Below are 24041 nucleotides of genomic sequence, written 5' to 3'. Positions count from 1 at the left end.
CCTCCTTTCCCTATCATGGTATACTAAAGAGCACTTATTAGAATGTAATGAAAAGGGGCACTGTATATGCAAATCATTAGTTTTATTTTAGTTTTAATTGTAGCTTTAGAACATTTATACATCTTGGCTTTAGAAATGTTCTTTTCTACAAGCAAGGCAGCAGAAAAATCTTTTGGCGTTCCAAGATCTGTTTTACAAATGAAGGAAGTGCAAAGTCTATTTGCCAATCAAGGATTATACAATGGCTTCTTGGCAGCAGGGCTGTTCTGGGGATTGTTTTTTGCACCCGCAGCGTTTGCGACTTCGGTCATCTTATTCTTTTTAAGTTGTGTGATCATTGCTGCTCTATTTGGCACTTTTACAGCCAACAAAGGGATCTTGATCAAACAAGGGATCCCGGCGATCCTTGCATTGATCTTCGTTTTATTAGCTTAATAAAAAAAAGCGCTGGCCCTCGCGGGTCGGCGCTTTTTTCTGTCAACATCAATTCGTTACTGCACTCTTTTGGTGGAACTGTGGTAAATAAGCTTTGTGTGCTTCCAACATTTCATCCAATACTTCTTTTGCTAAATCGCCGCTTGGAACTAATGGATTCAATGTGAATGCTTGCAGTGCTGTCGCATAATCTCCTGTGACTGCTGCTTCGATCGTCAATTCTTCCATCGCTTTCATTACTTGGAGCAGACCTCTTTGCGCTGAAGGGAATTTCCCGAAGTTGATTGGTTCTGCACCATGCCCGCGAATAACACTCGTGATCTCTACTGCGCTGTCATAAGGAACGTCATCGATCGCCCCATTATTGCGCGTCGAAACGACCATGACCGTACCTTTGTTGTTGTAGATCGAATTAATGATCTCGCATGCGGCATCGCTATAATGTGCGCCCCCGCGCTTGGAAAGTTCTTCCGGTTTATGATCTAAATTCGGATCTTTGTATAATTCAAATAGACTTTCTTCTAATTTTTTCACGACTTCGCCACGTGTACCTTCTTCGTGGAAAGATGCTAATTCTTCTTTCAACATCGCATCCGTCATATAATAATAGCGGTGATATGGACAAGGAAGCATCTTCAAATGTTTTACTTGTTCATATAAGAAGCGCATGTTTTTAATATTTTCTACTACTTTACCTGGATTAGCATCCGGCGCATAAAGACCGTCGATCACTTGCTCTGTCAATTCCGTACCATCTTTATCGAATACGCGGTGCCAATGTAAGTGATTGATGCCAGCGAATTTGAAGAACAATTCTTCTTCCGTTTTTCCTAAGACTTCGGAAGCGCTCTTCACTGCTCCGATCGGCACGTTACATAACCCAATCACTTTCTCCCATTTGCCATAACGAAGCACTGCTTCTGTCACCATTCCAGCTGGATTGGTAAAGTTGATCAGCCACGCATTTGGGCATAGCTCTCGCATATCTTCGACGATTCCTAGAATAACCGGGATCGTCCGAAATGCTTTGAACATACCGCCGGCGCCATTTGTTTCCTGACCGATAATTCCGTGGCTAAGCGGAATGCGTTCGTCTTTGATCCGCGCATCCAATAATCCTACTCGAAATTGGGTGGTTACAAAATCCGCATCTTTCAATGCTTCTCTGCGGTCTAATGTTAAATGAACGGTGCAATCGATTCCAGCTGCTTTGACCATTCGTTTCGCCATATTGCCGACGATCTCTAATTTTTCTCTTCCAGCTTCAATGTCGACTAACCATAACTCTTTAATAGGCAGTTCATGATACCGTTTGATAAATCCCTCTACTAATTCAGGTGTATAGCTTGAGCCCCCACCGATCGTAACGATTTTGATACCTTTTGTCATCCTGTTTACCTCCTATTTTTAAAAGCGTTTTCATTACTTCTTTATCGTAATCTATGTAATGCATTACAGGTCAAGCACTTTTTTGCTATAATAAAAAAGAAGGATTCTAAATCGAGGTGTGCATGAGTGGCAAACATTAAAGAAATCGCTAAACGAGCAGGGGTTTCCTCTGCTACTGTATCCCGCGTCATCAATAATAATGGCTATGTCAGCAAGGAAACAAAAGCAAAAGTCGCGCAAATCGTAAAAGAGCTGGACTACGTTCCCAATCGAAATGCAGTTTCGCTGAAAAAAGGGGCGACGAAACTGATCGGCATTGTTGCACCGCTTTTTTCCGACTCGCTGAATGTTTTTTTGAAAAGCTTTACCATCGCTGCCCAAGCAAAAAATTATAATGTAACGCTGTTTGTGACTGGCTTGGATAAATCGAAAGAAATGGAAGCACTTGAGATGTTGCGTCGAAAGCAGCTGGACGGCCTAGTTCTGGCGATTCGTTTGAATGACTGGGATGTGATCGAGCATTATACGAAATACGGTCCGATCGTGACTTGGCAGCGGATCGAAAATAGCAGCGTTGCTTCCGTATTTATGAATCAGTATGACGGCTACATGCTTGGACTGGAGCACCTTTATGCACAAGGATACCGCCGGATCATGAATGTGTATGGCAATATCAATGGATTGAATACAAAAAGTCGCATGGATGCGTATGAAGATTTTTGCGTGAAATATGATTTGGATAGTCGGCTGTTTCCGCATATCCACAGCCAGGCGCATCGCAAGGATGGTGAAAAGCTCGCGCATTGGTGGAAAGCACAGGCCGGCGTGAAACCGGATGCGTTCATTACCTCAGCAGATTTTTTCGCTGCTGGATTGGTAACAGAAGCACGTCGCTTAGGAATCACGGTGCCGGATGACTTTGCCGTATGTGGCTTTGACGATATGGACGTTGCGCATTTGCTGGATATCACTACGATCCATTACCCAGTCGATAAACAAGGCGAAAATGCGTTTACGATCATTAATAATTATTTAAATAATGAAAGCACACCGCTGTTAGAGCTTGATTTTCATTTGGTGGTGCGAAAAACGACATAAAAAAGGCTTGCTCTAAATCAGAGCAAGCCGCTTTTTTTAATTTTTGAAAGAATGGATCGGTGCAGGGATTCGGCCGCCTCGGGCAATAAAATCTGCAGAAGATTTTTCGTTCACTGCCATAACAGGCGCATGTCCTAGTAATCCACCAAATTCAACGGTATCGCCGACTTTTGTGCCGACTGCTGGAATAATGCGAACTGCCGTAGTCTTATTATTGATGACTCCGATGGCTGCTTCGTCTGCGATCATCGCTGCAAGTGTTGCTGCAGAAGTTTCTCCCGGTACAGCGATCATATCCAATCCTACTGAACAGATAGCCGTCATTGCTTCCAGTTTTTCCAAATTCATCACGCCCTGCTCCACTGCTGCGATCATTCCGGCATCTTCCGAAACAGGAATAAATGCGCCGGAAAGTCCGCCGACGTGTCCGCATGCCATAACGCCGCCCTTTTTGACCGCATCGTTCAGTAAGGCCAGTGCCGCTGTCGTTCCATGGGTGCCGACCATTTCCAAGCCCATTTCTTCTAAAATATGTGCCACGGAATCACCGATCGCCGGAGTTGGCGCAAGCGATAGATCGACAATGCCAAACGGTACGCCTAGCTTTTCCGATGCTACTCGACCAACTAATTCACCCATTCGCGTGATTTTGAAAGCAGTTTGTTTTACCGTTTCTGCTACGATATCAAAACTTTCCCCTTTCACTTTCTCCAAAGCGCGTTTCACAACACCAGGACCACTGACACCGACGTTGATCACACAATCTGCCTCGCCAACACCATGGAAAGCGCCCGCCATGAAAGGATTATCTTCTACACTGTTCGCAAAAACGACCAACTTCGCGCAACCTAGACCTTGCGAGTCAGCTGTAAGCTCAGCTGTTTCCTTAATGACCTCTCCCATTTGCCGAACAGCATCCATGTTGATCCCCGCGCGTGTTGAACCGATATTGACAGAACTGCACACCCGCTCCGTTTCTGCTAATGCCTGTGGAATCGACCGAATCAGGATCTCATCACCCTTGTGGTACCCTTTTTGTACCAACGCTGAAAAGCCACCAATAAAGTTTACCCCGACCGCTTTTGCCGCCGCATCAAGCGTGTGCGCATAAGCAACGTAATCTTTGTCGTCACTTGCCCCAGCAATAATGGCGATTGGCGTCACTGAGATCCGTTTATTAATGATGGGGATGCCATATTCCATTTCGATCTCATCTCCGACCTGAACCAAGTTCTTAGCCAAACCAACGATTTTATTGTAGATTTTTTGCCGCGACTTTTCGCCATCGCTATCGATACAATCCAAAAGTGATATTCCCATCGTGATCGTGCGGATATCTAATTTTTCTTCTTCGATCATCCGGATCGTTTCCAGAATTTGCGCTGTTTCCATCGGTACACTCCCCCATTCCTTTATAATTTATGCATATTATTGAAAATCTCTTCTCGCTGAATGTTGATCGTGACCTGGAGTGCCTGTCCCTTCTCATTCAATTCCTCTTTGATATGACTGAAATCCACATGTTCTTCCTGCAGATCAAGCATCATCATCATAGTAAAATAGCCATCCATGATCGTCTGGCTGACATCTAAAATATTGATGTCCAGCTCCGCTAACTTTTGACTGACACCGGCAATGATCCCCACACTATCTTTCCCAATTACCGTAAGAATTGCACGCACTATCCTTCACTCCTTCGATTTTCATTTATTTTCTTTTTAGTATAGCATGAAAAATAATATAACTTCTATCATATATTTATCCACGTGTTTATGTCTATTCTCAAATTTCTTCTTGATCCAACTCCGCCCTGATCTCCCGCGCGATACTCTCGATCGTATAAAGCGCCGGAAGCTGGGAAGTAATGTTAGCTTCGATGTATTTCTCTTTATTGATATAATAAGCGATATTGGCATCTGACAATCTGGCGATGGTCGATTTGGAACTGTTGGTAATGGATATGATCTTGCAGCGCTGTTGCTTCAATTGGTGGATGTAACGAATGATATCCTCATTCTCTCCTTCTACTGAAACAGCGATCAAACAGATCCGGTCGGACAACTTATCAGATAAATGGTCAAATGGATGATTCAGCGGATCTTCAATATTCAAAGCAAGTGTAAATAATGACGAAAAGTATAATGCACCATACTCCGCGATCACGCCGGAAGCTCCGATCCCGACGAATAAAACCAACTCCGTTTCGAGCAGGATCTTGACTGCTTCTTTTACTTTCATTTTAAACTGGGGTTCAGCCGTGCGCTTCAAAAAATCAATATACGTGGTTTCATCTGACATATCCACCTTTGTCTTTTTCTGTTTTTCTGCATAGATCTGCAGTTTTACACGAAACTCCGAAAAACCATTACACTCGAACTTGCGGCAAAAGCGCAAGATCGTTGTGGTACTGACATGGATCTCATCAGCTAAATCCCGGATCCGCATATATACGACTTTATCCAAATTCCCAACTATATAATTATAAATCGACAGTTCTGTGTCATTCAATTCTACATTATGATTTAAAAAAAGCACGTCGACCCCTCCTCTCTGCCATTTTATCATGTAACAAGTCGTTACACAAATGTGACAATTTCCTTTTTTTAAAATCCTTCCCGAACTCATCCAAAAGCCTAGTATTTTTTTGCGGAAGTTCTATACTAGAGATATACAGAAAGCAAGGGCTTACATTTTCGCTTTTGCTGAAAATGATAGAGTGGAGGAATACACATGACTAATGGTATTAAAATCGCTACAATTGGTGGTGGATCCAGCTATACACCAGAATTGATCGAAGGTTTCATCAAACGTCAAGCTGAACTTCCGGTTCGCGAAATTTGGCTGGTAGACGTAGAAGCTGGTAAAGAAAAACTAGAAATCGTTGGTAGCCTAGCAAAACGCATGGTAGAAAAAGCTGGTGCCGATATTGAGATCCATTTAACACTAGACCGCGAAGAAGCTTTGAAAGGTGCCGATTTCGTTACAACACAATTACGTGTCGGTTTATTAGATGCTCGTGTGAAAGATGAACGTATTCCAAACAGTCACGGCGTGGTTGGTCAAGAAACAAACGGACCAGGCGGTATGTTCAAAGGGCTTCGTACGATACCCGTTATTTTAGACATCTGTAAAGATATGGAACGCCTTTGTCCAGATGCTTGGCTGATCAACTTTGCCAACCCAGCTGGAATGGTAACAGAAGCAGTCCTTCGCTATAGTAACCAAAAGAAAGTCGTTGGTCTTTGTAACGGACCGATCGGTATTGAACGCAACATCGCAAAAACACTAGGTGTCGACGTTAGCGAGATCTATGTCGAATTTGTCGGCTTGAACCACATGGTATTCGCAAAAGCTGTTTATCATAATGGTAAAGACGTAACCAGCGATGTCGTTTACAAAATGACAGAAGACGAACAAGGTTCTAATTTGAAAAACATCAATGCTACTGGCTGGGATAAAACATTCTTACGCACACTAAACATGATCCCGATCGATTACTTGCGCTACTACTGGCAAACAAAACAACAACTTGAGGACCAAGAAGCAGCTTATGCGAAACATGGTACTCGTGCTGAAGTTGTAAAAGGCGTAGAAAAAGAACTTTTCGAACTTTATAAACAAGAAGAATTAGCTGAAAAACCAAAACAATTAGAACAACGCGGCGGAGCTTATTACAGCGAAGCAGCTTGTAACTTGATCAACTCGATCTATAATGATAAACGTGATATCCAAATCGTCAACACCCGTAATAACGGCGCGATCCTTGATATCGATCCTGATTCCGCTGTAGAAACAAACTGCGTGATTACTCGTCAAGGTCCGATCCCGCTAGCAAGCGGCCATCTTCCAATTGCGATCAACGGTATCGTTCAAGAAATCAAAACGTTTGAACGCTTGACTGCTGAAGCTGCGGTTACTGGCGATTATGATAAAGCATTACTCGCAATGACGATCAACCCGCTTACACCAAGCGATGCGGTAGCTCGTGAATTACTGGATGAGTTATTAGAAGCGCACAAAGAATATTTACCAAATTTCTTCCAAAAATAAGAAAAAAAGGATTTAGCACAATGGCTAAATCCTTTTTTATGCTTTCGTCGCTAGTTCCGTGTAGACTTCACTCTTTTGCCACAACTGCTCAGCAAGCTCTAAATTATTCGCTTCCCCTTTTGTCGCCTTGATTTTCTTATTATAGAAATATTCCCCAGTAATATCTTTTACTTCCTCTGATGTCGCTAAGTACACCGCTGTTTCGGCTCCCTTTTCCGCTGAACGGAAAAACGGCTTTAGTAGCGCCGTGATACTTTTTCCAAATCCCGTGTCGCGATTTACTCCAAGACTTGTCGCAACTGCTCCTGGATGCAGCGCGTTGACCGTGACATTTGTTCTCGAAAGCCGTCGCGCCAGTTCCCTAGCAAACAGCAGATTCGCCAATTTCGAGCGTCCATAATTTTTCCAAATGCTGAAACGCTGATCAGAATTAAAGTCATCCAAATAGAGCGGACTAAATTTATAAGCTCCCGATGACACCACGACGATCCGGCCTGCATCTGCTGCTTCCATATTCGGAAGAAGTAAATTGGTCAACAAAAAATGCCCCAAGTAGTTGACACCCATCATTTTTTCGAAGCCATCCTTGGTATATTCTTTTTTCGTCGTCACCACACCTGCATTATTGATCATAATGTCAATCACCGGATAAAGGACTTTTAATTGTTCTGCTGCTTCTCGAATGCTTTTAAAAGAACTTAAATCCACAATGTGCAGTGCAATCGTTTGTGAGCCACTCTCACTCACAGCCTTTTTGCGTGCTTCTTCTCCGCGTTCCCTCGAACGACATAACATAACGACACGCATATTTTGCTTTGCCAAAGCGACCGTCGTTGCATATCCCATTCCCGTGTTCGCCCCTGTGATCAGTGCTGTTTTCATAATGATCCCTCCATCTTCTTTCTATTCCCTAAAATATACAAAACCTATCTTCTTCCTGTCAATGTATTCGCTCCCCTATAAAAAAACAGCCCTTTATGAGCTGTTTTTTACTTATTACCTAATATAACTATAATTGATGAGCTGAATATGATTTTTCTGCACAGCTTGGATGATCTCCGGATCTGTCAATATTTCCCATTCCCGAAGCCGCTGAGTCAAATAGCTGGTAGAATGCGTCAAAATCGGATCGATGTATGCCGGATGACAATTGATCTCATACGTATGATCAGAGTCCGCTGCTCCAATTTCTTTCAGGATCAATAATAAATGTTCTTTCGTCGCATTTTCATCATAAAAGGTCGCAATCAATTTATCCGTTGCAGCCACCTCGCCATATAAATCATCGAAATGTTTCGTTTCCGGTGCTCTACTTGCTTTTCGAAGCGGCAATTTATATTTCTTAGCAAGCTCCAAAGCTACTGCTAAGACACGGTCGTCCTTCCCATGGACGTTATGATGCGAATCAAGATGTGACGGTTGATGCCCGCTACTCAGAAATTTAGCGATCTGTGCATCCCATTCCGCATAAACTTCCTCACTTTTTATATGCTCTTGAAATTCTGACTGCGACCAAAACTCACCTTTTTCATTGATAAGCGAGGATACTTCACTTCCCAGCAGCGGCTTTGTAGCCTTTAAAGTCAATGTCAAATGAAGCCCCACATTTAGGCTTGGCGTCTTTCGCGCAATTTCCATAGCCTCCTCAAAATATTCACTCACGACCAGTGCAGTTGTAGAAGACACGATCCCACGCTGATGTGCTGCCAGTATCCCTTGCGTTATTCCAGGCGTATAGCCGAAATCATCCGCATTAACAATTAATTTATTTCCCATCTCATTTTTGCTCCTTTATCTATTCTCTGCGATTTCTGCTTCTCCGCTACATTGATCTTCGCTTCCACACGGTCATTCAGTTTAATGAATGGCAGATAAATCAACGTAGCAATGACGACATCCACGATCTGTAAAATAACACCCCTGAAGGAACCGCCCGTTGATAAATAACCACCAATCAACACTGGCATATTCCAAGGCACGAGCGCCACCGTTTTCGGAACCAACACCGTTCCCATTGCAATATAACCGACAATGATCAATACAATCGGTGTCAGCAAAAACGGAATGATCAGCGAAGCATTCAAAACGATCGGCACACCGTATAGAATTGGTTCATTGATGTTGAATAAAACACCTGGTGTAGCCCCAATGCTTAATTTCCGGGTTGCTTTACTCCGTGAGATAATAATCACCGCAATAACAAACGCAAGTCCGACACCCGTTCCTCCAATACTGACAAACTGCGAAATAAAAGAACTTGTCGCTATTTTCGGTACATCGTAAGCAGAAACACCTTGCGCGAAATATCGGGCATTCTCCTCAATATTCGGTAATAAAATGCTGTCTGAGATCGGACCTAACACATTCGTTCCATGGATACCGAAAAACCATAAGAAACCTCGGGCAAACATTAGTAGACACATTGCCGGTATCGTATCTCCGATTTGCTGAAACGGCGCTTGTAATAATTGATAAATAATTTCTGTTAGCGATAATCCTGTCGTTGCCTTTAATACACTCGCAATCAATCCAACCAGTATAAAAATAACAAATGAAGGAATCAAAGCAACAAAGCCACTTGTAACAGCAGGTGGAACACCCTCCGGCATTTTGATCGTCCAACCCTGTTTCACAATAAAATGATAAATTTCTGTTGTGAAGATCCCGACGATCATGGCCACGAATAATCCCTTTGCCCCAGCCAATCCAACGTTGGACTCCCATCCTTCAAGAAAGGCGTCAAAATCAAAAATGATATCCCTGACATCAGGGCGGAACTGATCCCATCCAATTTATAAGGCTGAGCCAAATAATAGCCGATACTGATCGCAACCAACAATCCCAAGATCCCCATCGTCATGTTGTAGATGATATTTCCTGGTTCTTTCCATGTTTCCGTAAATACCGCTGTCATAAAATCTTGAAATGGCTGATAAGGAAAATTATTGATTAGTGAAGCAACCGATCCTACGATCAAATCAGCCATGATACTGGAAAACGCATCTCGAATTGCTAACATATGTCGCTGCGCTCCGATTCGAGCAGAAATCGGCAGTAAGTATTTCTCCATTTTCGTAAAAATATCATGAAACATCATTCTTCCCCCTTTTTAAGATTATTCCTTTTGACAACGTAAGAATAGCACGAAAACCAGTAGAAATATATGTCATTATTGTAAACGGTTTCAAAATGAAGTATACTGTTTTTTGTAACAGCAGTGAAACGCTCCGTTACAGCACCTATAAAATCAATTTGGAGGCCATAAATGTTATTTCTTGATGAATCCCCTAAGCTCAATGAGACAGATATTGCCATTTACCGCTTTATCCTCAACAATCTAGAGATCACATCCTTCATGAATGTTCGTGAATTAGCAGAGCGAACGCATACAAGTACGGCAAGCATCATTCGTTTCTGCAAAAAGTTTCAATGCGCCGGTTTCTCTGATTTCAAAGCCAAACTACGTCTCTATATCGATAAAGCCGAAAGCCTCAACGAAACAGCTGATTTAGATGAATCACTGATCATCAATTTTATGCAGCGCACCACCGAAAAAATCTATCAGCAGAAAATTGCTGAAGTTGCCAAACTCTTAGCCTCTAAGGAACTGATTTTTTTGATTGGCATCGGCTCCTCAAAAGTAACCGCAGAATACGGTGCCTTATATTTTTCAAGTATTTTCAACATGTCCGTAAGCATCCAAAACCCTTTACTAAATCCAGTCAGTTATATCACTCGTGATCTTGCCAATAAAATCTGCATCATTGCCTATCCGTTTCCGGCGAAACAGAAATCATTATCAATTACCTCACTCATTTTGTAAAATCCGAAGCTACCATCGTCTCGATCACAAACAGTTCCAAATGCACGATCGCCGAAATGTCAGATATCAATATCCCCTATTACATCAATACCGAAAAAATCAAAAGTGCCGATATCACTTCCCAAGTCCCAGCCATTTTTACCATAGAAAAACTTGCTAAACAGGTCAATCGATACCGTTTGAAAGGAAAATAAAAAGGACCCGCACCGGTCCTTTTTCAATTGATAAAATGCATGATCCCCTTGTGTTTCGTTTGAAGAATTACACGTATCACACTTGGTTGGAGCAACTCCCATTTTTCTTTCTCTAACCAAAACAACTCTTGCTTGTCAAAATCTATCGCCGTACTTTCGATATTATCATCATCTACTGCCATTTCATATATAAACAAATATTCATGACACCGTTTAGCTTCATAGGTATAAAAATTTTCAACAACTGCTCTAAAATGAGCTGTATGTGCCCGTAGCCCAGTTTCTTCAAACACCTCTCGGATCACAGCCGCCTCTGTATCCTCACCAAAAACGACTCGCCCGCCAATCAAGGAAATATCTTCTCCCCACTTGGAAACAAGCACCGCATCTCCCCGACGAATTATTGCTGCAACACGAATATTCAACCGTCCTCCCGTCAGCGAGACGGCAAGATCATCCTTTGTTTTTTTAGTATTCATCTTCCCAATCCTCCTTCAAAATCCTTTAGTTTACGAAATTATAATAGTTATTTTTGGAAAACCAACCTTTTTGATAAATATGTAAACTTTTACTTATTTCTATTGGGGTTCCTATATCAGTCCCCGAATCTTGAGCCGTTCCTATTCGCTGTAATGCGCGTTTCATTCTCGTTGCGACTAAGAGAGTAGCGATGTGATCTTTGTTTTGGAATATGGCGTGATTTATGTTCTTTTATATGTGATGTATTATAGCAAATTTCGTAATAGGGAGGGGAGAATAAAACCCCAATGCTACTAAAAGCATTGAGCTACTTGATACCGGCGGCCGGGGTCGAACCGGCACGCCCTTAACGGGCACTGGATTTTGAGGGGTGTGGATAGGGGTTGTTTGAGCTGTTTTTATGGTTTTAAGTGCAGTAAGACCATAAAATAGGATTCAAAGCTATCAAAAGTAAAGAAAAATGGATACTTTTTGGAAACCTTTATTTTCCTATACCAATTATGAAGTCATTTTAGTAATCCTTAATTTTCATTACATAGTATTTTTTTAGTCTATAAGTAGAAAAAATTTTGAGACATTTTTCCAATAATAGAAAAACAACCTAAGTTTAATACTTTAATCATCGATTTCAATAATTTGACTCTGTAAATAAATATAATTCTCATCATTTAAAATAGGCTTACTAATTTTCACTGCATACGAGTGAGATGTATCTAAATGACTCAAATTTTTATTGATAACTGAGAAGAAAGTTTGAATATCTAAATCAATAAAATGTTTCTGCACTGCCTCAAACATTTTAGATTCATTTAAATCCGTGATTTCATTTTTTATAAAAGAATCCATTGCCAAAGGAAATTTAAATTCACTATATTTATCTATCATTTTTGAGTAAGTTAAATATAAAACTAGAAAATCCTTATTCATTGCTGTACCTCCTCCTTCGATAGCAGAAAAATCTAAAAATTTCCTATTATGCAAGTTAGATGTTCCGACCTCTGTTGAAACACTATTTTTTAATATCTCAAAGTTTTCATTAAGAATCGTTTTCTTTTTCTTTAGTTCTTTTCTTAAAGGATTAATTTCTTTAGTATATTCTAATATAGAACTCTCGACTACTGATTTTTCTTTATTCTGTTGAATCTTCAAGCCATTTAGTTCAGATAATACCTTTTGACTGACAAAGTCTTCAATTTTCACTGCCGATTTTAAATCCTTTATTTTTAAGTTGTATTCCGAATATGATGTTTTTAATTTTTCTATTTCCAATTCAATTGAATTTAATTCGCTCTTACCTAATTCAATTTTGTGATTCAACTCATGAACTCTACCTCTAATTTCAAAGTCATTATCTGAAAGTGTTAACCTTGTAAGAGATTGCTCCTTTGTCAAGAGAGAATGACAGTATGTACACTCAAATGCGACTTCCTTGTATCTTTTATCAGTTTTAGAAAGTAATTTTTTTAGTTCATCTAAATCTTGACAATTAATATCCACAGAAATTTTATTTTTCGATAGCTTTTCAGTATACTTCTCTATTTCATTACTAAGCTCATCGGTTATTTTTAAATAATCTGATATTTCTTCTTTTAAACTATCAATATTTTCTGGAGCTGCTTTAGTTACTTGTTTTTGTATTTGATAGTTTTTATAAACAGAATCTACTTGTGATATTTTTGAAACTAAATCCTCCTTTAGTTTTATTGCTTGAGCTCTTTCAAACTCTAAATTTTGTAATTCCACATCAGATACACCTAAAATATTTTCAAATATTACTTTTGGTTGATTTTTATACATGCCTACCTTATCAATTGCATTTTTATAAAATGAGCTCCATGATTTATCTTGATCAATAAAATAAGGAGTCAAAATTGCATTCATATAGGCTATAGATACTTTAGAAGATTTTTGTTCTTGTAACTTCATTTGCATACCTACTTGATTTTGAAACCAAGTTGCAAAGTCTTTTTCATTTGAAAAGATTTCTTTTTTTCCATCATGTTGAACTGTAAAAATTTCATCTTGCCTCTTAATAATAACCTCTTTATCATTTATAAAAATTTTTATTTGAAAAATATATTTTTTGTATTCCCAACCTGTTGGAAATGTAGAGACTCTAGCTCCCAAGGTATAATAAATTGATTTAATCAAACTAGACTTTCCTGCCTCATTTGAGTTACTAGTAATCAGATTAGAACCTGGTTGAAAACTAAATCGATTTGCTTTTTGATTATTGTAATCAAAAATAATGATTTCTTTAATTACTAATTTCAATATTAGCTCACCCCTTCTATGACATCACAATATGCTGAGATACAAACAGCATAACTCGTAATTTCATCTAATTTTTGACTTTCCGCTAATTTCATTACTTCAGAAATCGCCTCAACTTCGGGGAGGTTATCCAAATCTAGTAACTTTAATTTTTCAACAACTTTATTTCTGAGATAGACATATTCAAGGACAATCTTATTTTTTTCTAAATTTATTTTTGCTTTTTTATATTCATTAAAGTCAAATTTTGATAAAATTACACCAAATTTCTCTAAAGCGATAGTTTTTTGTAATATTGGATTAAGTTCTTCTGCAGAAATACGTTTAAAATTCCTGTCATCCTCTTTTTTTAAAATGAATTCTGCTTTTTCTGAAATAATCCTATCTAGATGATCCAGTAAGATATCGGATTTACCATCAATTGAAATATTTTGATCTGCCATTTCCCCTTTTAAGTATGTTCTTGCATTTATCTTATCATTCTTAAAATTAGTGCATATAAGTGATAAATTGTCTGCATTGGGATGATTGATTTGTTTTTTTTGTCCATCAGAAAATAAATAAGATTTTTCAAAAAGCTCCTCTTCATTCTGTTGTTCTTGCATTCTTTTTAAATCATTCTCAGTAAAATGATAGACAACAATTTTATATTTATCTTCCGAACCACCACTATTTAAATTTTTCTCAATAATCGATGGTTTTTCTCCTCCAGATTTCAACTTGGATTTGCTTAAAAGTTTTTTTAACGACATCGACTTCGTGCCTTTTACTTGAATATAAGCATGATAATTTCCATCATATTGAACTTCAAAATCTTCAGATGCTTCTACATAAATTTCGAAATTTGGTTTTTTATAATTTCTTATAGCAACTAAAGATATTACTGCATTTTGATAATTAAATCCTTTTTGAGCAATTGCTCCTCCATTATCAAATCTCATATTTAATCCCTCCCTCGCGAAAACTATTTATCTAATTATATCATGAATATATAAAATTAATGTACATCCGATCATTTCTTAAAAAAGACCATATAATTAGTGGGATTAATTTTTTTGTGTGTAAATGGCTTGGCTAGTAGGGGGTGATTGTGTAATTATTTTTATGGATGTAGGATTTTTTCAGGCATTAATTTTTTTAAATAAAAATATATAAATCATTTAGTTTTTAATACTGAAGATACTTACTTTGTTAGTATAGCTCAATGAATATAAACATCTATGTCTCTTCCATTCCATTAATTTTACATATCATAATTAATCAAATCCCTAATTAATTCGTTGATTGTTATTAAAGAATTATCTATTTCATCTATAATTTTTTTATAATTTATACCTACGGAGTACTCAACCATTTCTTCAAAGTACCGATTTTTATCTTTAAATATAGAGGCTGGAACTCCTTTAATTTCATAATGAAAAATATTATTACGCAATTTATTTTCAAAAGTGAAATACTTACCTTTTTCCTCAACTAGCTGTTCAACTATTTCAACCTGTTTTTCATTAATAAGTGACGCATGATTTCTTAACGTTTGTGAAAGACTATTAACACTAATGAGATATGCTTGCAACTTCGTTCTATAATAAAAGGATCCTGAAACATCAAAGATATCTGGCATTATGATATTTATAAAGTTATTTTGACAGAGTATGTTAAATAAAAACAGCTGCGTATTTATTGGTAAACTGCCGCCTAATACGTTTTTTCTTTTTTTATCATAAAAGTAATAATCTTTGTATTTAAATTCATCCTGCTGTAGCAATACCGACTCCTCTCTATCACCATTATATTCAGAAAGATCCATAACTATCTGATTTATTAGTGAAGCTAACATTCCAGAGTACTCTAATAATTTCGTCCTTTTTTCGTTTCTCGCACCTATTGTTACTACAGTTTTCAAATCCAGTAACTTCTCCAAATATATATTATACTGGCTGGTATTTCCATAAGGAATATCAATAAATGTAAATACACCTAAATCTTCTTGTCCAAATAATTGAATAAATTTCTTTTGAAAATAATTATAATTACTTTCTAAATAATTTTTCCACACTTCACCTTGGTTTTGTAATTTATTGGTTTTTTTATCAGAATATAATTTATAGCTAGCACGTGTTGATTTGACCAATTTTTCAAACGAAATATCTTCAATATCAGGAAGACTAAGCTCAACATTTTGTAATTGGAATGATGTTATTATACCCTCGCAAATAGATGATAAGAATGGGATCATACAGATACTTAGATCTCTCTGACTTTTTGCTTTCGAATTAAATATTTGATGAATAATTTTTCTCGCTTCTGAAGACTCTTGTAAGAGAATGCTAAATGAGATTTTTTGTAAAAGTTCCATAATTTCTCCTGATATTTTTAAATTATTTTAGACATAAATAAATGAAACTCATCCATACTTAATTAAATTAATTTTATTAAGAACTTGTAGAATAAATATTAAAAAATGATAATTATGGAGATTCAATAAGGTAAAATGGAATCAGAAATTTTAGTTTTTAAATATCCGTGAATAGAAAGAATTGATTTGACATCTGAATGTTTAATACTACTTCCTGTTTGAATAACAACCTCAGAAAGCATACTATCAGTCAATGGACAAGAAACATAAGGAACATTACTGCTATCATAAAATTCTGGATTGACTTCATTTCCCTCCGTAAAATTTAAAATAATGAACCTTGCCTCTTCCTCTTGGTAGAGTAAAGGGTTTTTCATCATTAATGCATAAGTAAACAGCGCTTGCAAACAATAATCCTTGATTTCGCTCATATCAACTGGATCAAATTGGTTATTCCTTCTTGCTCTTAACCACTGTAATAAAACAATTTTTAATCTTTTCATTTGTTCTTCCTGATTATATAAAATTTTTAAAGGAATGACATAGGCACTACCTACAGTATAATCATTTAAGTTATCTTTTCCGTTTGAAAAGTGCACTGCTAAACTTTCCATTAGTACCTTCATGTTCATTCTTAAAGCTACACCATTTTTATTTCCATAATTTCCCCATAGAGCTTGAGAAGCCTTATTTTCAGAAAAACACCACAAATATATATCAAATTTTGTAGTATTAACTATACTTTTAAATTCATTTATCTCATCTCCGCTTGCATCAATTTGACTAAGTAGTATTTCACATAATTCATAGGTGTAGTTAAATTCTTTAGGATCGTTCATAAAAGACTTATTCTTAATCCAGAACTTCTTTCCCTCTATAATAGATACTAAGTTTTCATAACTTGTATAATGGTATAGTTCAGTAGTGTCGCTGATTGAAAAATCTCCATAGATATTGTCCAGTCTAGCATACCTTATAAAGTCAGAGTCCTCATCATATATTTCTATTAGAGCCTGCTCCGCAGATTCTGGTAACTTCTCAATCATGCTCCTCATTTCTCCATCTAATTTAGAATAATCAATTACGTCTTTAAGCCTCTTTTTCAATTCAACACTTCCCTACAGAGAGTTATTTGGCACTTCAAGTATAGTATATATCTTAAGATGTTACTGATACAATTTGTACCTCTTCTCTTTTACAATATAAAACAAGAAAAATGTCAAAGTATTTTATTATCTGACTTTTGGGACTGTAAAAACCGAAAACAGACGCTATTCAGATATATAAAAGTATCAGAACCGTTACTAAACACTATATTCCTATATTTAAAATAGCTAAAATTGGTCTGTTTTTGGTCAGTAAATTTTATTAAAAATCCGGTTTATTTCACAACATTCATAAATTCATCAAAACTGTTCGCTACATGGTAAAATACTGGCTCTAACTCATTCGACTCCTCATGATTCCACACAACAGTCTTTGGTTTTTCTTCACTTTCTCGAAAGTCTAAACAAAGAAAATCTCCTGCGAAAAGAACTGCTAGTTGGCATTGGTTACAAAGGCTATAAAACATTGGTGGGGGAAAGATAAAATGACAAAATATTTATTAGACTCAAGTATTTATATAAGCTTCTATGACCGTTATTATAGATTCAACTATTTCCCTAGCTTTTGGAATCAATTAAAATTTATATTAAACGATTCTGTCGCTATCCCTAAGGTAGTCATTTCAGAGACTTTCCAAAGTGAATGGTTTTTAAAATGGCTAAAACTCAATTATGAAAATGAAATAATAAATCACAAAAGTTATTCGCCAGAGTGGGGATTAATATTAAATCATATAACTAACAGTGATCTATATAAAGATGCAGCTTTAACTTCTCCAAAAGGTTGGGCAACAGAAACTATTGCAGATCCTTGGCTAATTGCCATAGCTATAAAAGAAAACTTTACCATTGTTACAGATGAACGAAAAAATCCAAATATTATTCCAAGTAAACCCCATGCTTCTGCTAAAATCCCCGATATCTGTGACGACTTTAAAATTCGTTGCATAAGTATGAACGAATTTTTCGAAGAAATTGCATTATCAATATAAACAGAAATAACCAAGCCCACCCTTCACTGAGAGTGGGCTTCATTTTAAAATCAATAAAAGTAAATAAAAATGGATACTTTTGGAAATCGTTTTCTTTCTATACCAATTCAAATATATCGACGCAAACAGACGACAATGCCAAGAAAAAAGCCCCCTTAATACTCATAGCCGAGTTAAGGGGGCTTCATATTTTTATAGTTTAAAAAGTATAGATATTCACTTCTGAGTAATTTTTAATTGCGTTTCTTAATGAATATTTTTGTCTTTCAGTTGAATGTCCGGCTAATAATATATCCTTAGTTTTACTATTATATGAACTCATTATCATTACGTGCTTTGCCTTTACAGAAATACCTGCAACGCCTTCTAAAAAGATAACTGCACTACCTCTATAAATTTTTTGATTATAAATCGATTTATAATGAATACGATAGTAATTATTACTATAATTAAAAGTATACTTAGCTTTACTTCTCATGTAAGAATTAAAAGTACGAGCTGACATCCACGGAGAAGGATCTGTAACAGACCAGCTGTAATCTAGCTTTTTCGCACTATTAATATTCCAATATTTTTTATTTTTCCTATGTATTTTCCATTTACCAAAAAAGCCAAGTTTTCCTCCAGTATGAAGCGCTTGGGAAACAAAGTTGGTACAATCATTATACTTCCCAGTAAATTTAGGGTAGCTTTTACTATATTTATTATAGTTTTTATACGCCCATTTACCCGCGTTCACTCTATTAAATGCTTTTGCAACATGTGCAGTCTGATTTTCTTTCTTAAATTCATCACCTGTCGCGTCACTAGATTTACCATTTTTCATATTTTTTTCATATGCTTCATCTACTGTCGTCGTTGCTTTTTGTGTGCTAAATAAACTTTTCCCTTCAATTTTATTTAAAAATTCTTCTACTTTTCCATCTCGGATTTCCCCATTACTAACATACCTTTGTAAATATTCAAGAAAAGCATTTTTATCTTGGCTATCTTTAATGTTAGGAATCAGTTTAATAAATGCATACATGACATTTCTCTTTTTATTGAAGTCAGTTGATGTAATAGCTTGATTTAAATTTTTATCTTTATTATATTTTAAGACAATTTTTTGCAATTTAACATCAGCGGAGTAATATTCATTAAGCATATCAATTGTATCTTGTTCTGGATTTTCTTTTTTCTTCTTTTCCTCTAATAAATATTTTTTCACGTAACCATTAGTTGCTGCATTTGATTGGATTCCAAAACTGAAAGTTACACAGCCAATAATCACTAATCCAACTAATAATACATAAATCCCGTTTTTATTCATTTTTGCATCTCCTCTATTTCTTTCTTGATAGTATGATCATAAACCAAATAGACATAAAGATATAATATACACAAATTGTAGCGAGGGCTCTCATAGTAGGTTCCCATATTTCTTGCGTCGCTGTAGCTCTTGCGAAAATATCAGCAATTGCTATATATCCTACTGGAAATACAATAAATACGACCAAAAAGAACCACTTTAGGAATCTCAATAGCTCCAATCCTCCTTTAACTATGACATTATTGTAACAAATGCATCACGTCTGTTACATATTGATAATACATTTATTCACAAGTAATATCAAGAGATAACCAAATATCTTTTTAAATACCAAAAAACACTTAATAATGGATCAGAATCAATACTTGAAATTCGGATATAATCACTCTTCCCTTACTTTTTACCACCACAGGTTCATTATCCACCTTATTAGACCTATAATAAAAAGCACGCTTCCGGCTATACCAATAAGAAGAATAAAGGGACTAAACATGCCTGTACAGGTTGGACAATCTACATGAAATAGATTTTTAAATAGGTTGTAGCAAGATACAATCAGTATTACTCCCAAAACTATAAAAATAGGATGTAATTTAATCGCGATCTCTCCTTACAATTTTCACTTATTCCACAGAAAAAGCTATGAAATTTCAACTGCAAATAGTCACTCTTTAACCTGCTCACCATTTTTCTCATGGTAAACAAGTTTTGCGTCCTCTTTTATATAATTTTTAGTGTCAAAATCTGCACGTTCATATTCTTGTTTTGAATTTGATTTAAAATATCTCTTATAAGTAATCGGCTTGTTCTCATAGTCTTTCCCTGAAAAATCTATTTCAATATACTTTCCCTTATCAAAGACCCGTACTTCCGATTTCTCCCGTTTCATTTGTCTTTTCTCTTCTTTACTCCATACTAATGAATTACTATTTTTAAAAACTTTCTCAATCATTTCGCTGTATTTACTATTTCCGCAACTAGCTAAAATAAAAATACTCAACAGGAAAATCACAATAAATATCCATCTTTTTTTCATTATCATCCCTCATTCTGCTATAAATTTATATGTAAAGGAGGCGATGAACCTCCTTCATTTTAGTATAAGCTCATTTATCCACAAACTCAAGATTATCTATAAGGTTGCTTCTACCATCTATCGTAATAGATACTTTCACAAACCCTTTCATCACCTGTTTTCTTCCAGCTGTTTCTAGTTGACTATTCACTTCATTGTAAACTATAAAATGCGTTGGATCTTGTTGATACAAATAAGGCTGATAATCTTGTAACTTAGATTGTACTTCGTTTTCTTTATTCGGCGTATCACTTTTTGCCTCCAGTAACTTTTCTTGCAGTGTTTTCGAAGAAAGGGATTGAAGTGCTTTTTCTCTTGCTGAAATATCCGTGTACGTGTAAAGTACCTGCAGCGCTTTTTGATTAAAATCTAGTACTTCCTGTTGCTGAAGAATCGCTTCAAGCGCATTCTTCCCTTTTTGTTGATCTGCCTGTTTTCCCGAAGTTTCGAGCTTCAAGCGCTTATTTTCTCGGGACATTTCATTTTTCTTCTTTTGACTATACTTTAATTGCTGGTCTAACTTCTCCTTTTCCTGCTTGAGCTGACTATCTTGTACAAGATAATAACCACTCACACCAACACATAGAATCACAATAATACTAAAACCTGCGATCATTCGCTTCATCTTTTCTCTTCCTCTCTTATTTTTTTGGTACGACGCCAAGAACCGGCGCTGGGTCAATCTGCCCTCCCATTAGCTGTTTACGGATTTCAAAATGAAGGTGGGGTCCGGTCGATTGCCCGGTTGATCCAATTTTCCCGATTATATCGCCTTGTTTGACCTGTTGTCCTTCTTTCACATCAATTTCCGATTGATGGGCGTAAAGTGTCCATTCTTTATTCTTCTTGTGTTCGATCACCGTCACATTCCCATATCCGCCATATCCACTTCCATAGGGCGCATTATGTTTGGCAACGACGACTTTCCCATCATCTGCCGCTTTTATCGGACTGCCAATTGGATTGGCAAAATCTAATCAAACAAAATATTCAAACAGACGCATTAGTATTAATAAATCTTTACTTGATCAACTCGTTGAATGGAAAATGATTCAAAAAAGCACACTCGAAAATTATCTTTTAAAGCAATCTGACGAAACACCTATTTTTCAATTTTCGTCTAATCTAACAAACAAAGACTTAATTTATAGAAAGTTCGCGTCCATATGCAATCGAGATAAGAATCTAAAGAAAATACGAATACACGATTTTAGACATTCACATGTCGCTTTACTTATTGATAATGGTGAAGACTATACAATTATAAAAGAAAGACTAGGGCATTCGAGTATCACGACTACTATTGACGTATACGGTCATTTATTTCCAAATCGACAAAAATCCACTGCAGATAAGCTAGACCAATTCTTTTAAAACCCCACTTATTATAAGTAAGTGGAAACTTTGTGGAAACTTATAGCGTTTTTCTAATAAAAATTAAAAAACCCCAATGCTACTAAAAGCATTGGGGCTACTTGATACCGGCGGCCGGGGTCGAACCGGCACGCCCTTAACGGGCACTGGATTTTGAGTCCAGCGCGTCTGCCAATTCCGCCACGCCGGCACGTTACAAATATAGTATAACTTAAATTAAACTGCTTTTCAATGGAGGCGCCAACCGGATTTGAACCGGTGATAAAGGTTTTGCAGACCTCTGCCTTACCACTTGGCTATGGCGCCATTCAAATGAAAAAGCGGAAGACGGGGTTCGAACCCGCGACCCCCACCTTGGCAAGGTGATGTTCTACCACTGAACTACTTCCGCAAAAAAAACTGGGCCAGCTGGATTCGAACCAACGCGTGACGGAATCAAAATCCGTTGCCTTACCGCTTGGCTATGGCCCATCGTTTATAAAGGGGCGGATGATGGGAATCGAACCCACGAATGCCTGAACCACAATCAGGTGCGTTAACCACTTCGCCACATCCGCCATTATATTAAATTTGGCAGGGGCAGTAGGAATCGAACCCACACTGGAGGTTTTGGAGACCTCAGTTCTACCTTTAAACTATGCCCCTATAAAGATAAAAATGGTGGGGGGAAGTGGATTCGAACCACTGAACCCGAAGGAGCGGATTTACAGTCCGCCGCGTTTAGCCACTTCGCTATCCCCCCGTATGAAACTATTAAAAAGTGGCTTGGGACAGAATCGAACTGCCGACACCTTGAGCTTCAATCAAGTGCTCTACCAACTGAGCTACCAAGCCAAATGGCGGTTCCGACGGGATTTGAACCCGCGATCTCCTGCGTGACAGGCAGGCATGTTAACCCCTACACCACGGAACCGAATTGCGGGGACAGGATTTGAACCTGCGACCTTCGGGTTATGAGCCCGACGAGCTACCAGACTGCTCCACCCCGCGACAATAATATGGTGGAGGTTAACGGGATCGAACCGCTGACCCTCTGCTTGTAAGGCAGATGCTCTCCCAGCTGAGCTAAACCTCCATATGATTTAAAAGTGACCCGTACGGGATTCGAACCCGTGTTACCGCCGTGAAAGGGCGGTGTCTTAACCGCTTGACCAACGGGCCATACAATAAGAATAAGATATAAATACGGAGAGCAAGGGATTCGAACCCTTGAGACGGTGTTGACCGCCTACACGGTTTCCAACCGTGCTCCTTCGGCCAGCTCGGACAGCTCTCCAAAATGGCTCCACAGGTAGGACCCGAACCTACGACCGATCGGTTAACAGCCGATTGCTCAACCAACTGAGCTACTGGGGAATAATAAAACTTGCCCGGCAGCGACCTACTCTCACAGGGGGAAACCCCCTACTACCATTGGCGCAGAGAAGCTTAACTACCGTGTTCGGGATGGGAACGGGTGTGACCTTCTCGCCATAACTACCAGACAATATAAGAGAAAAACATTCTCTCAAAACTAGAGAAGAAAGGTTGTAAAGTTTTCACCGACAATCATTTTTATTGGTTAAGTCCTCGATCGATTAGTATTTGTCCGCTCCATATGTTGCCATACTTCCACTCCAAACCTATCTACCTGATCATCTTTCAGGGATCTTACTTTCCGAAGAAATGGGAAATCTCATCTTGAGGGGGGCTTCACGCTTAGATGCTTTCAGCGTTTATCCCTGCCGCACATAGCTACCCAGCGATGCTCCTGGCGGAACAACTGGTACACCAGCGGTGCGTCCATCCCGGTCCTCTCGTACTAAGGACAGCTCCTCTCAAATTTCCTGCGCCCGCGACGGATAGGGACCGAACTGTCTCACGACGTTCTGAACCCAGCTCGCGTGCCGCTTTAATGGGCGAACAGCCCAACCCTTGGGACCGACTACAGCCCCAGGATGCGACGAGCCGACATCGAGGTGCCAAACCTCCCCGTCGATGTGGACTCTTGGGGGAGATAAGCCTGTTATCCCCGGGGTAGCTTTTATCCGTTGAGCGATGGCCCTTCCATGCGGAACCACCGGATCACTAAGCCCGACTTTCG

Annotated in this window: 25 protein-coding genes, 14 tRNA genes and 2 rRNA genes; 7 read left to right on the top strand and 34 right to left on the bottom strand. The window is 38.0% G+C overall.

Translation table 11 applies throughout. The features are described from left to right. The first annotated feature begins 66 nt into the window (after window positions 1–66). The gene (locus HMPREF0556_RS00205; protein WP_003754322.1) at window positions 67–435 is read left to right on the top strand and encodes a DUF1304 domain-containing protein; all 369 of its coding nucleotides are present in this window, start codon (window positions 67–69) and stop codon (window positions 433–435) included. 48 nt (window positions 436–483) lie between these two features. Here HMPREF0556_RS00205 and HMPREF0556_RS00200 read toward each other — a convergent pair whose 3' ends face one another. Beyond that, window positions 484–1824 (bottom strand): 6-phospho-beta-glucosidase, encoded by a 1341-nt coding sequence (locus tag HMPREF0556_RS00200; RefSeq protein ID WP_003754321.1) that lies wholly within the window; start codon window positions 1822–1824, stop codon window positions 484–486. A 126-nt stretch (window positions 1825–1950) separates the two neighbouring features. On the opposite strand from HMPREF0556_RS00200, the gene HMPREF0556_RS00195 reads away from it, so the two are divergent. After that, window positions 1951–2922 (top strand): LacI family DNA-binding transcriptional regulator, encoded by a 972-nt coding sequence (locus HMPREF0556_RS00195; protein ID WP_003754320.1) that lies wholly within the window; start codon window positions 1951–1953, stop codon window positions 2920–2922. A 36-nt stretch (window positions 2923–2958) separates the two neighbouring features. Here HMPREF0556_RS00195 and HMPREF0556_RS00190 read toward each other — a convergent pair whose 3' ends face one another. The 3 genes from HMPREF0556_RS00190 to HMPREF0556_RS00180 form a co-directional block, all read right to left on the bottom strand. Then, window positions 2959–4314, bottom strand: coding sequence for a PFL family protein (locus HMPREF0556_RS00190; protein WP_003754318.1), 1356 nt, complete (start codon window positions 4312–4314; stop codon window positions 2959–2961). Window positions 4315–4334: 20 nt separating this feature from the next. Then, window positions 4335–4604, bottom strand: coding sequence for an ACT domain-containing protein (locus HMPREF0556_RS00185; protein WP_003754316.1), 270 nt, complete (start codon window positions 4602–4604; stop codon window positions 4335–4337). Between the two features lie 100 nt (window positions 4605–4704). After that, window positions 4705–5457 carry a MurR/RpiR family transcriptional regulator gene (locus HMPREF0556_RS00180; RefSeq protein ID WP_040486338.1) on the bottom strand — a complete coding sequence of 251 codons (753 nt, stop codon included), beginning with the start codon at window positions 5455–5457 and terminating at the stop codon, window positions 4705–4707. Between the two features lie 195 nt (window positions 5458–5652). Here HMPREF0556_RS00180 and HMPREF0556_RS00175 point away from each other — a divergent pair, with 195 nt between their 5' ends. Next, window positions 5653–6972: a 6-phospho-beta-glucosidase gene (locus HMPREF0556_RS00175; protein WP_003754313.1), complete on the top strand. Its 1320-nt coding sequence runs from the start codon at window positions 5653–5655 to the stop codon at window positions 6970–6972. A 36-nt stretch (window positions 6973–7008) separates the two neighbouring features. Here HMPREF0556_RS00175 and HMPREF0556_RS00170 read toward each other — a convergent pair whose 3' ends face one another. The 4 genes from HMPREF0556_RS00170 to HMPREF0556_RS13660 form a co-directional block, all read right to left on the bottom strand. Then, window positions 7009–7854 (bottom strand): SDR family oxidoreductase, encoded by an 846-nt coding sequence (locus HMPREF0556_RS00170; protein ID WP_003754311.1) that lies wholly within the window; start codon window positions 7852–7854, stop codon window positions 7009–7011. Window positions 7855–7968: 114 nt separating this feature from the next. Continuing rightward, window positions 7969–8748, bottom strand: a complete 780-nt coding sequence (chbG, locus tag HMPREF0556_RS00165; RefSeq protein WP_003754309.1) for a chitin disaccharide deacetylase — start codon at window positions 8746–8748, stop codon at window positions 7969–7971. Further along, window positions 8733–9677: a PTS sugar transporter subunit IIC gene (locus HMPREF0556_RS00160; protein WP_003754306.1), complete on the bottom strand. Its 945-nt coding sequence runs from the start codon at window positions 9675–9677 to the stop codon at window positions 8733–8735. Before HMPREF0556_RS00160 ends, chbG begins: the two co-directional genes overlap by 16 nt. Further along, window positions 9644–10066: a PTS transporter subunit EIIC gene (locus HMPREF0556_RS13660; RefSeq protein ID WP_050776966.1), complete on the bottom strand. Its 423-nt coding sequence runs from the start codon at window positions 10064–10066 to the stop codon at window positions 9644–9646. Before HMPREF0556_RS13660 ends, HMPREF0556_RS00160 begins: the two co-directional genes overlap by 34 nt. 171 nt (window positions 10067–10237) lie before the next feature. Here HMPREF0556_RS13660 and HMPREF0556_RS00155 point away from each other — a divergent pair, with 171 nt between their 5' ends. Together HMPREF0556_RS00155 and HMPREF0556_RS13480 are read left to right on the top strand one after the other, a co-directional pair. Continuing rightward, window positions 10238–10795, top strand: a complete 558-nt coding sequence (locus HMPREF0556_RS00155) for a MurR/RpiR family transcriptional regulator (protein ID WP_003754304.1) — start codon at window positions 10238–10240, stop codon at window positions 10793–10795. Window positions 10796–10851: 56 nt separating this feature from the next. Further along, complete coding sequence (locus HMPREF0556_RS13480; protein ID WP_197531918.1) at window positions 10852–10989, top strand: hypothetical protein; 138 nt, start codon at window positions 10852–10854, stop codon at window positions 10987–10989. 23 nt (window positions 10990–11012) lie between these two features. On the opposite strand, the gene HMPREF0556_RS12940 is transcribed toward HMPREF0556_RS13480, so the two are convergent. The 6 genes from HMPREF0556_RS12940 to HMPREF0556_RS13275 all read right to left on the bottom strand — a co-directional run bounded on the left by HMPREF0556_RS12940 (window position 11013) and on the right by HMPREF0556_RS13275 (window position 17672). Next, window positions 11013–11468, bottom strand: a complete 456-nt coding sequence (locus HMPREF0556_RS12940; protein WP_003754302.1) for an NUDIX hydrolase — start codon at window positions 11466–11468, stop codon at window positions 11013–11015. A 616-nt stretch (window positions 11469–12084) separates the two neighbouring features. Beyond that, on the bottom strand, window positions 12085–13743 hold the full coding sequence (locus HMPREF0556_RS00145) for a hypothetical protein (RefSeq protein WP_003754301.1): 1659 nt from the start codon (window positions 13741–13743) through the stop codon (window positions 12085–12087). 2 nt (window positions 13744–13745) lie between these two features. Further along, window positions 13746–14684: a dsDNA nuclease domain-containing protein gene (locus tag HMPREF0556_RS00140; protein ID WP_003754300.1), complete on the bottom strand. Its 939-nt coding sequence runs from the start codon at window positions 14682–14684 to the stop codon at window positions 13746–13748. Window positions 14685–14986: 302 nt separating this feature from the next. Continuing rightward, window positions 14987–16099 carry a hypothetical protein gene (locus tag HMPREF0556_RS00135; RefSeq protein ID WP_003754299.1) on the bottom strand — a complete coding sequence of 371 codons (1113 nt, stop codon included), beginning with the start codon at window positions 16097–16099 and terminating at the stop codon, window positions 14987–14989. A gap of 122 nt (window positions 16100–16221) precedes the next feature. Beyond that, entirely contained in the window at window positions 16222–17205 is a 984-nt protein-coding gene (locus HMPREF0556_RS00130) for a DUF2971 domain-containing protein (protein ID WP_003754297.1), read from the bottom strand. Between the two features lie 275 nt (window positions 17206–17480). Then, entirely contained in the window at window positions 17481–17672 is a 192-nt protein-coding gene (locus HMPREF0556_RS13275) for an SMI1/KNR4 family protein (RefSeq protein WP_003754294.1), read from the bottom strand. A gap of 18 nt (window positions 17673–17690) precedes the next feature. On the opposite strand from HMPREF0556_RS13275, the gene HMPREF0556_RS00125 reads away from it, so the two are divergent. Then, window positions 17691–18197: a DUF4411 family protein gene (locus HMPREF0556_RS00125; RefSeq protein WP_003754292.1), complete on the top strand. Its 507-nt coding sequence runs from the start codon at window positions 17691–17693 to the stop codon at window positions 18195–18197. Between the two features lie 199 nt (window positions 18198–18396). On the opposite strand, the gene HMPREF0556_RS00120 is transcribed toward HMPREF0556_RS00125, so the two are convergent. The 4 genes from HMPREF0556_RS00120 to HMPREF0556_RS00100 all read right to left on the bottom strand — a co-directional run bounded on the left by HMPREF0556_RS00120 (window position 18397) and on the right by HMPREF0556_RS00100 (window position 21531). After that, window positions 18397–19509, bottom strand: a complete 1113-nt coding sequence (locus HMPREF0556_RS00120) for an amidase domain-containing protein (RefSeq protein WP_003754289.1) — start codon at window positions 19507–19509, stop codon at window positions 18397–18399. 664 nt (window positions 19510–20173) lie between these two features. Then, complete coding sequence (locus tag HMPREF0556_RS00110; RefSeq protein ID WP_040486335.1) at window positions 20174–20545, bottom strand: cystatin-like fold lipoprotein; 372 nt, start codon at window positions 20543–20545, stop codon at window positions 20174–20176. Between the two features lie 70 nt (window positions 20546–20615). Continuing rightward, window positions 20616–21209 carry a hypothetical protein gene (locus tag HMPREF0556_RS00105; RefSeq protein ID WP_003754285.1) on the bottom strand — a complete coding sequence of 198 codons (594 nt, stop codon included), beginning with the start codon at window positions 21207–21209 and terminating at the stop codon, window positions 20616–20618. A 16-nt stretch (window positions 21210–21225) separates the two neighbouring features. Then, window positions 21226–21531 (bottom strand): M23 family metallopeptidase, encoded by a 306-nt coding sequence (locus tag HMPREF0556_RS00100; RefSeq protein WP_241762095.1) that lies wholly within the window; start codon window positions 21529–21531, stop codon window positions 21226–21228. Here HMPREF0556_RS00100 and HMPREF0556_RS00095 point away from each other — a divergent pair. After that, window positions 21494–21958, top strand: coding sequence for a tyrosine-type recombinase/integrase (locus HMPREF0556_RS00095; protein ID WP_003754281.1), 465 nt, complete (start codon window positions 21494–21496; stop codon window positions 21956–21958). The genes HMPREF0556_RS00100 and HMPREF0556_RS00095 overlap by 38 nt on opposite strands. A 105-nt stretch (window positions 21959–22063) precedes the next feature. Here the strand turns inward: HMPREF0556_RS00095 and HMPREF0556_RS00090 are convergent. The 16 genes from HMPREF0556_RS00090 to HMPREF0556_RS00015 all read right to left on the bottom strand — a co-directional run. Then, window positions 22064–22148: transfer RNA gene (locus HMPREF0556_RS00090), tRNA-Leu, on the bottom strand. Window positions 22149–22190: 42 nt separating this feature from the next. Continuing rightward, window positions 22191–22264: transfer RNA gene (locus tag HMPREF0556_RS00085), tRNA-Cys, on the bottom strand. A gap of 13 nt (window positions 22265–22277) precedes the next feature. Continuing rightward, window positions 22278–22349: transfer RNA gene (locus HMPREF0556_RS00080), tRNA-Gly, on the bottom strand. An 8-nt stretch (window positions 22350–22357) separates the two neighbouring features. Further along, a tRNA-Gln gene (locus HMPREF0556_RS00075) sits at window positions 22358–22429 on the bottom strand. 13 nt (window positions 22430–22442) lie between these two features. Then, window positions 22443–22515 (bottom strand) — tRNA-His (locus tag HMPREF0556_RS00070). Window positions 22516–22529: 14 nt separating this feature from the next. Further along, window positions 22530–22603: transfer RNA gene (locus tag HMPREF0556_RS00065), tRNA-Trp, on the bottom strand. 13 nt (window positions 22604–22616) lie between these two features. After that, a tRNA-Tyr gene (locus HMPREF0556_RS00060) sits at window positions 22617–22700 on the bottom strand. A gap of 19 nt (window positions 22701–22719) precedes the next feature. Further along, window positions 22720–22792: transfer RNA gene (locus HMPREF0556_RS00055), tRNA-Phe, on the bottom strand. A gap of 3 nt (window positions 22793–22795) precedes the next feature. Further along, a tRNA-Asp gene (locus HMPREF0556_RS00050) sits at window positions 22796–22871 on the bottom strand. A 3-nt stretch (window positions 22872–22874) separates the two neighbouring features. Continuing rightward, window positions 22875–22948, bottom strand: a tRNA-Met gene (locus tag HMPREF0556_RS00045). A 9-nt stretch (window positions 22949–22957) separates the two neighbouring features. Next, window positions 22958–23033: transfer RNA gene (locus tag HMPREF0556_RS00040), tRNA-Val, on the bottom strand. Window positions 23034–23047: 14 nt separating this feature from the next. After that, a tRNA-Glu gene (locus HMPREF0556_RS00035) sits at window positions 23048–23119 on the bottom strand. Window positions 23120–23144: 25 nt separating this feature from the next. Continuing rightward, window positions 23145–23234: transfer RNA gene (locus tag HMPREF0556_RS00030), tRNA-Ser, on the bottom strand. A 4-nt stretch (window positions 23235–23238) separates the two neighbouring features. Continuing rightward, window positions 23239–23314 (bottom strand) — tRNA-Asn (locus HMPREF0556_RS00025). Between the two features lie 12 nt (window positions 23315–23326). Further along, a 5S ribosomal RNA gene (gene rrf, locus HMPREF0556_RS00020) occupies window positions 23327–23442 on the bottom strand. Window positions 23443–23515: 73 nt separating this feature from the next. Beyond that, window positions 23516–24041: ribosomal RNA gene (locus HMPREF0556_RS00015) — 23S ribosomal RNA — on the bottom strand; the annotation flags it as partial.

Origin of the sequence: Listeria grayi DSM 20601, assembly GCF_000148995.1 — a bacterium.
GTDB classification, from domain to species: domain Bacteria; phylum Bacillota; class Bacilli; order Lactobacillales; family Listeriaceae; genus Listeria; species Listeria grayi.
Note: the sequence above shows the minus strand (reverse complement) of the source record. Positions and strands in the feature narration are given on the sequence as shown.

What these genes read in the sequence shown, in the direction of transcription:
- HMPREF0556_RS00205 (WP_003754322.1), top strand. Translation starts at nt 67, where the DNA reads ATGCAAATCATTAGTTTTATTTTAGTTTTAATTGTAGCTTTAGAACAT.
- HMPREF0556_RS00200 (WP_003754321.1), bottom strand. Translation starts at nt 1,824, where the DNA reads ATGACAAAAGGTATCAAAATCGTTACGATCGGTGGGGGCTCAAGCTAT.
- HMPREF0556_RS00190 (WP_003754318.1), bottom strand. Translation starts at nt 4,314, where the DNA reads ATGGAAACAGCGCAAATTCTGGAAACGATCCGGATGATCGAAGAAGAA.
- HMPREF0556_RS00175 (WP_003754313.1), top strand. Translation starts at nt 5,653, where the DNA reads ATGACTAATGGTATTAAAATCGCTACAATTGGTGGTGGATCCAGCTAT.
- HMPREF0556_RS00170 (WP_003754311.1), bottom strand. Translation starts at nt 7,854, where the DNA reads ATGAAAACAGCACTGATCACAGGGGCGAACACGGGAATGGGATATGCA.
- chbG (WP_003754309.1), bottom strand. Translation starts at nt 8,748, where the DNA reads ATGGGAAATAAATTAATTGTTAATGCGGATGATTTCGGCTATACGCCT.
- HMPREF0556_RS13660 (WP_050776966.1), bottom strand. Translation starts at nt 10,066, where the DNA reads ATGTTTCATGATATTTTTACGAAAATGGAGAAATACTTACTGCCGATT.
- HMPREF0556_RS00155 (WP_003754304.1), top strand. Translation starts at nt 10,238, where the DNA reads ATGTTATTTCTTGATGAATCCCCTAAGCTCAATGAGACAGATATTGCC.
- HMPREF0556_RS13480 (WP_197531918.1), top strand. Translation starts at nt 10,852, where the DNA reads ATGTCAGATATCAATATCCCCTATTACATCAATACCGAAAAAATCAAA.
- HMPREF0556_RS12940 (WP_003754302.1), bottom strand. Translation starts at nt 11,468, where the DNA reads ATGAATACTAAAAAAACAAAGGATGATCTTGCCGTCTCGCTGACGGGA.
- HMPREF0556_RS00140 (WP_003754300.1), bottom strand. Translation starts at nt 14,684, where the DNA reads ATGAGATTTGATAATGGAGGAGCAATTGCTCAAAAAGGATTTAATTAT.
- HMPREF0556_RS00135 (WP_003754299.1), bottom strand. Translation starts at nt 16,099, where the DNA reads ATGGAACTTTTACAAAAAATCTCATTTAGCATTCTCTTACAAGAGTCT.
- HMPREF0556_RS13275 (WP_003754294.1), bottom strand. Translation starts at nt 17,672, where the DNA reads ATGTTTTATAGCCTTTGTAACCAATGCCAACTAGCAGTTCTTTTCGCA.
- HMPREF0556_RS00125 (WP_003754292.1), top strand. Translation starts at nt 17,691, where the DNA reads ATGACAAAATATTTATTAGACTCAAGTATTTATATAAGCTTCTATGAC.
- HMPREF0556_RS00120 (WP_003754289.1), bottom strand. Translation starts at nt 19,509, where the DNA reads ATGAATAAAAACGGGATTTATGTATTATTAGTTGGATTAGTGATTATT.
- HMPREF0556_RS00110 (WP_040486335.1), bottom strand. Translation starts at nt 20,545, where the DNA reads ATGAAAAAAAGATGGATATTTATTGTGATTTTCCTGTTGAGTATTTTT.
- HMPREF0556_RS00105 (WP_003754285.1), bottom strand. Translation starts at nt 21,209, where the DNA reads ATGAAGCGAATGATCGCAGGTTTTAGTATTATTGTGATTCTATGTGTT.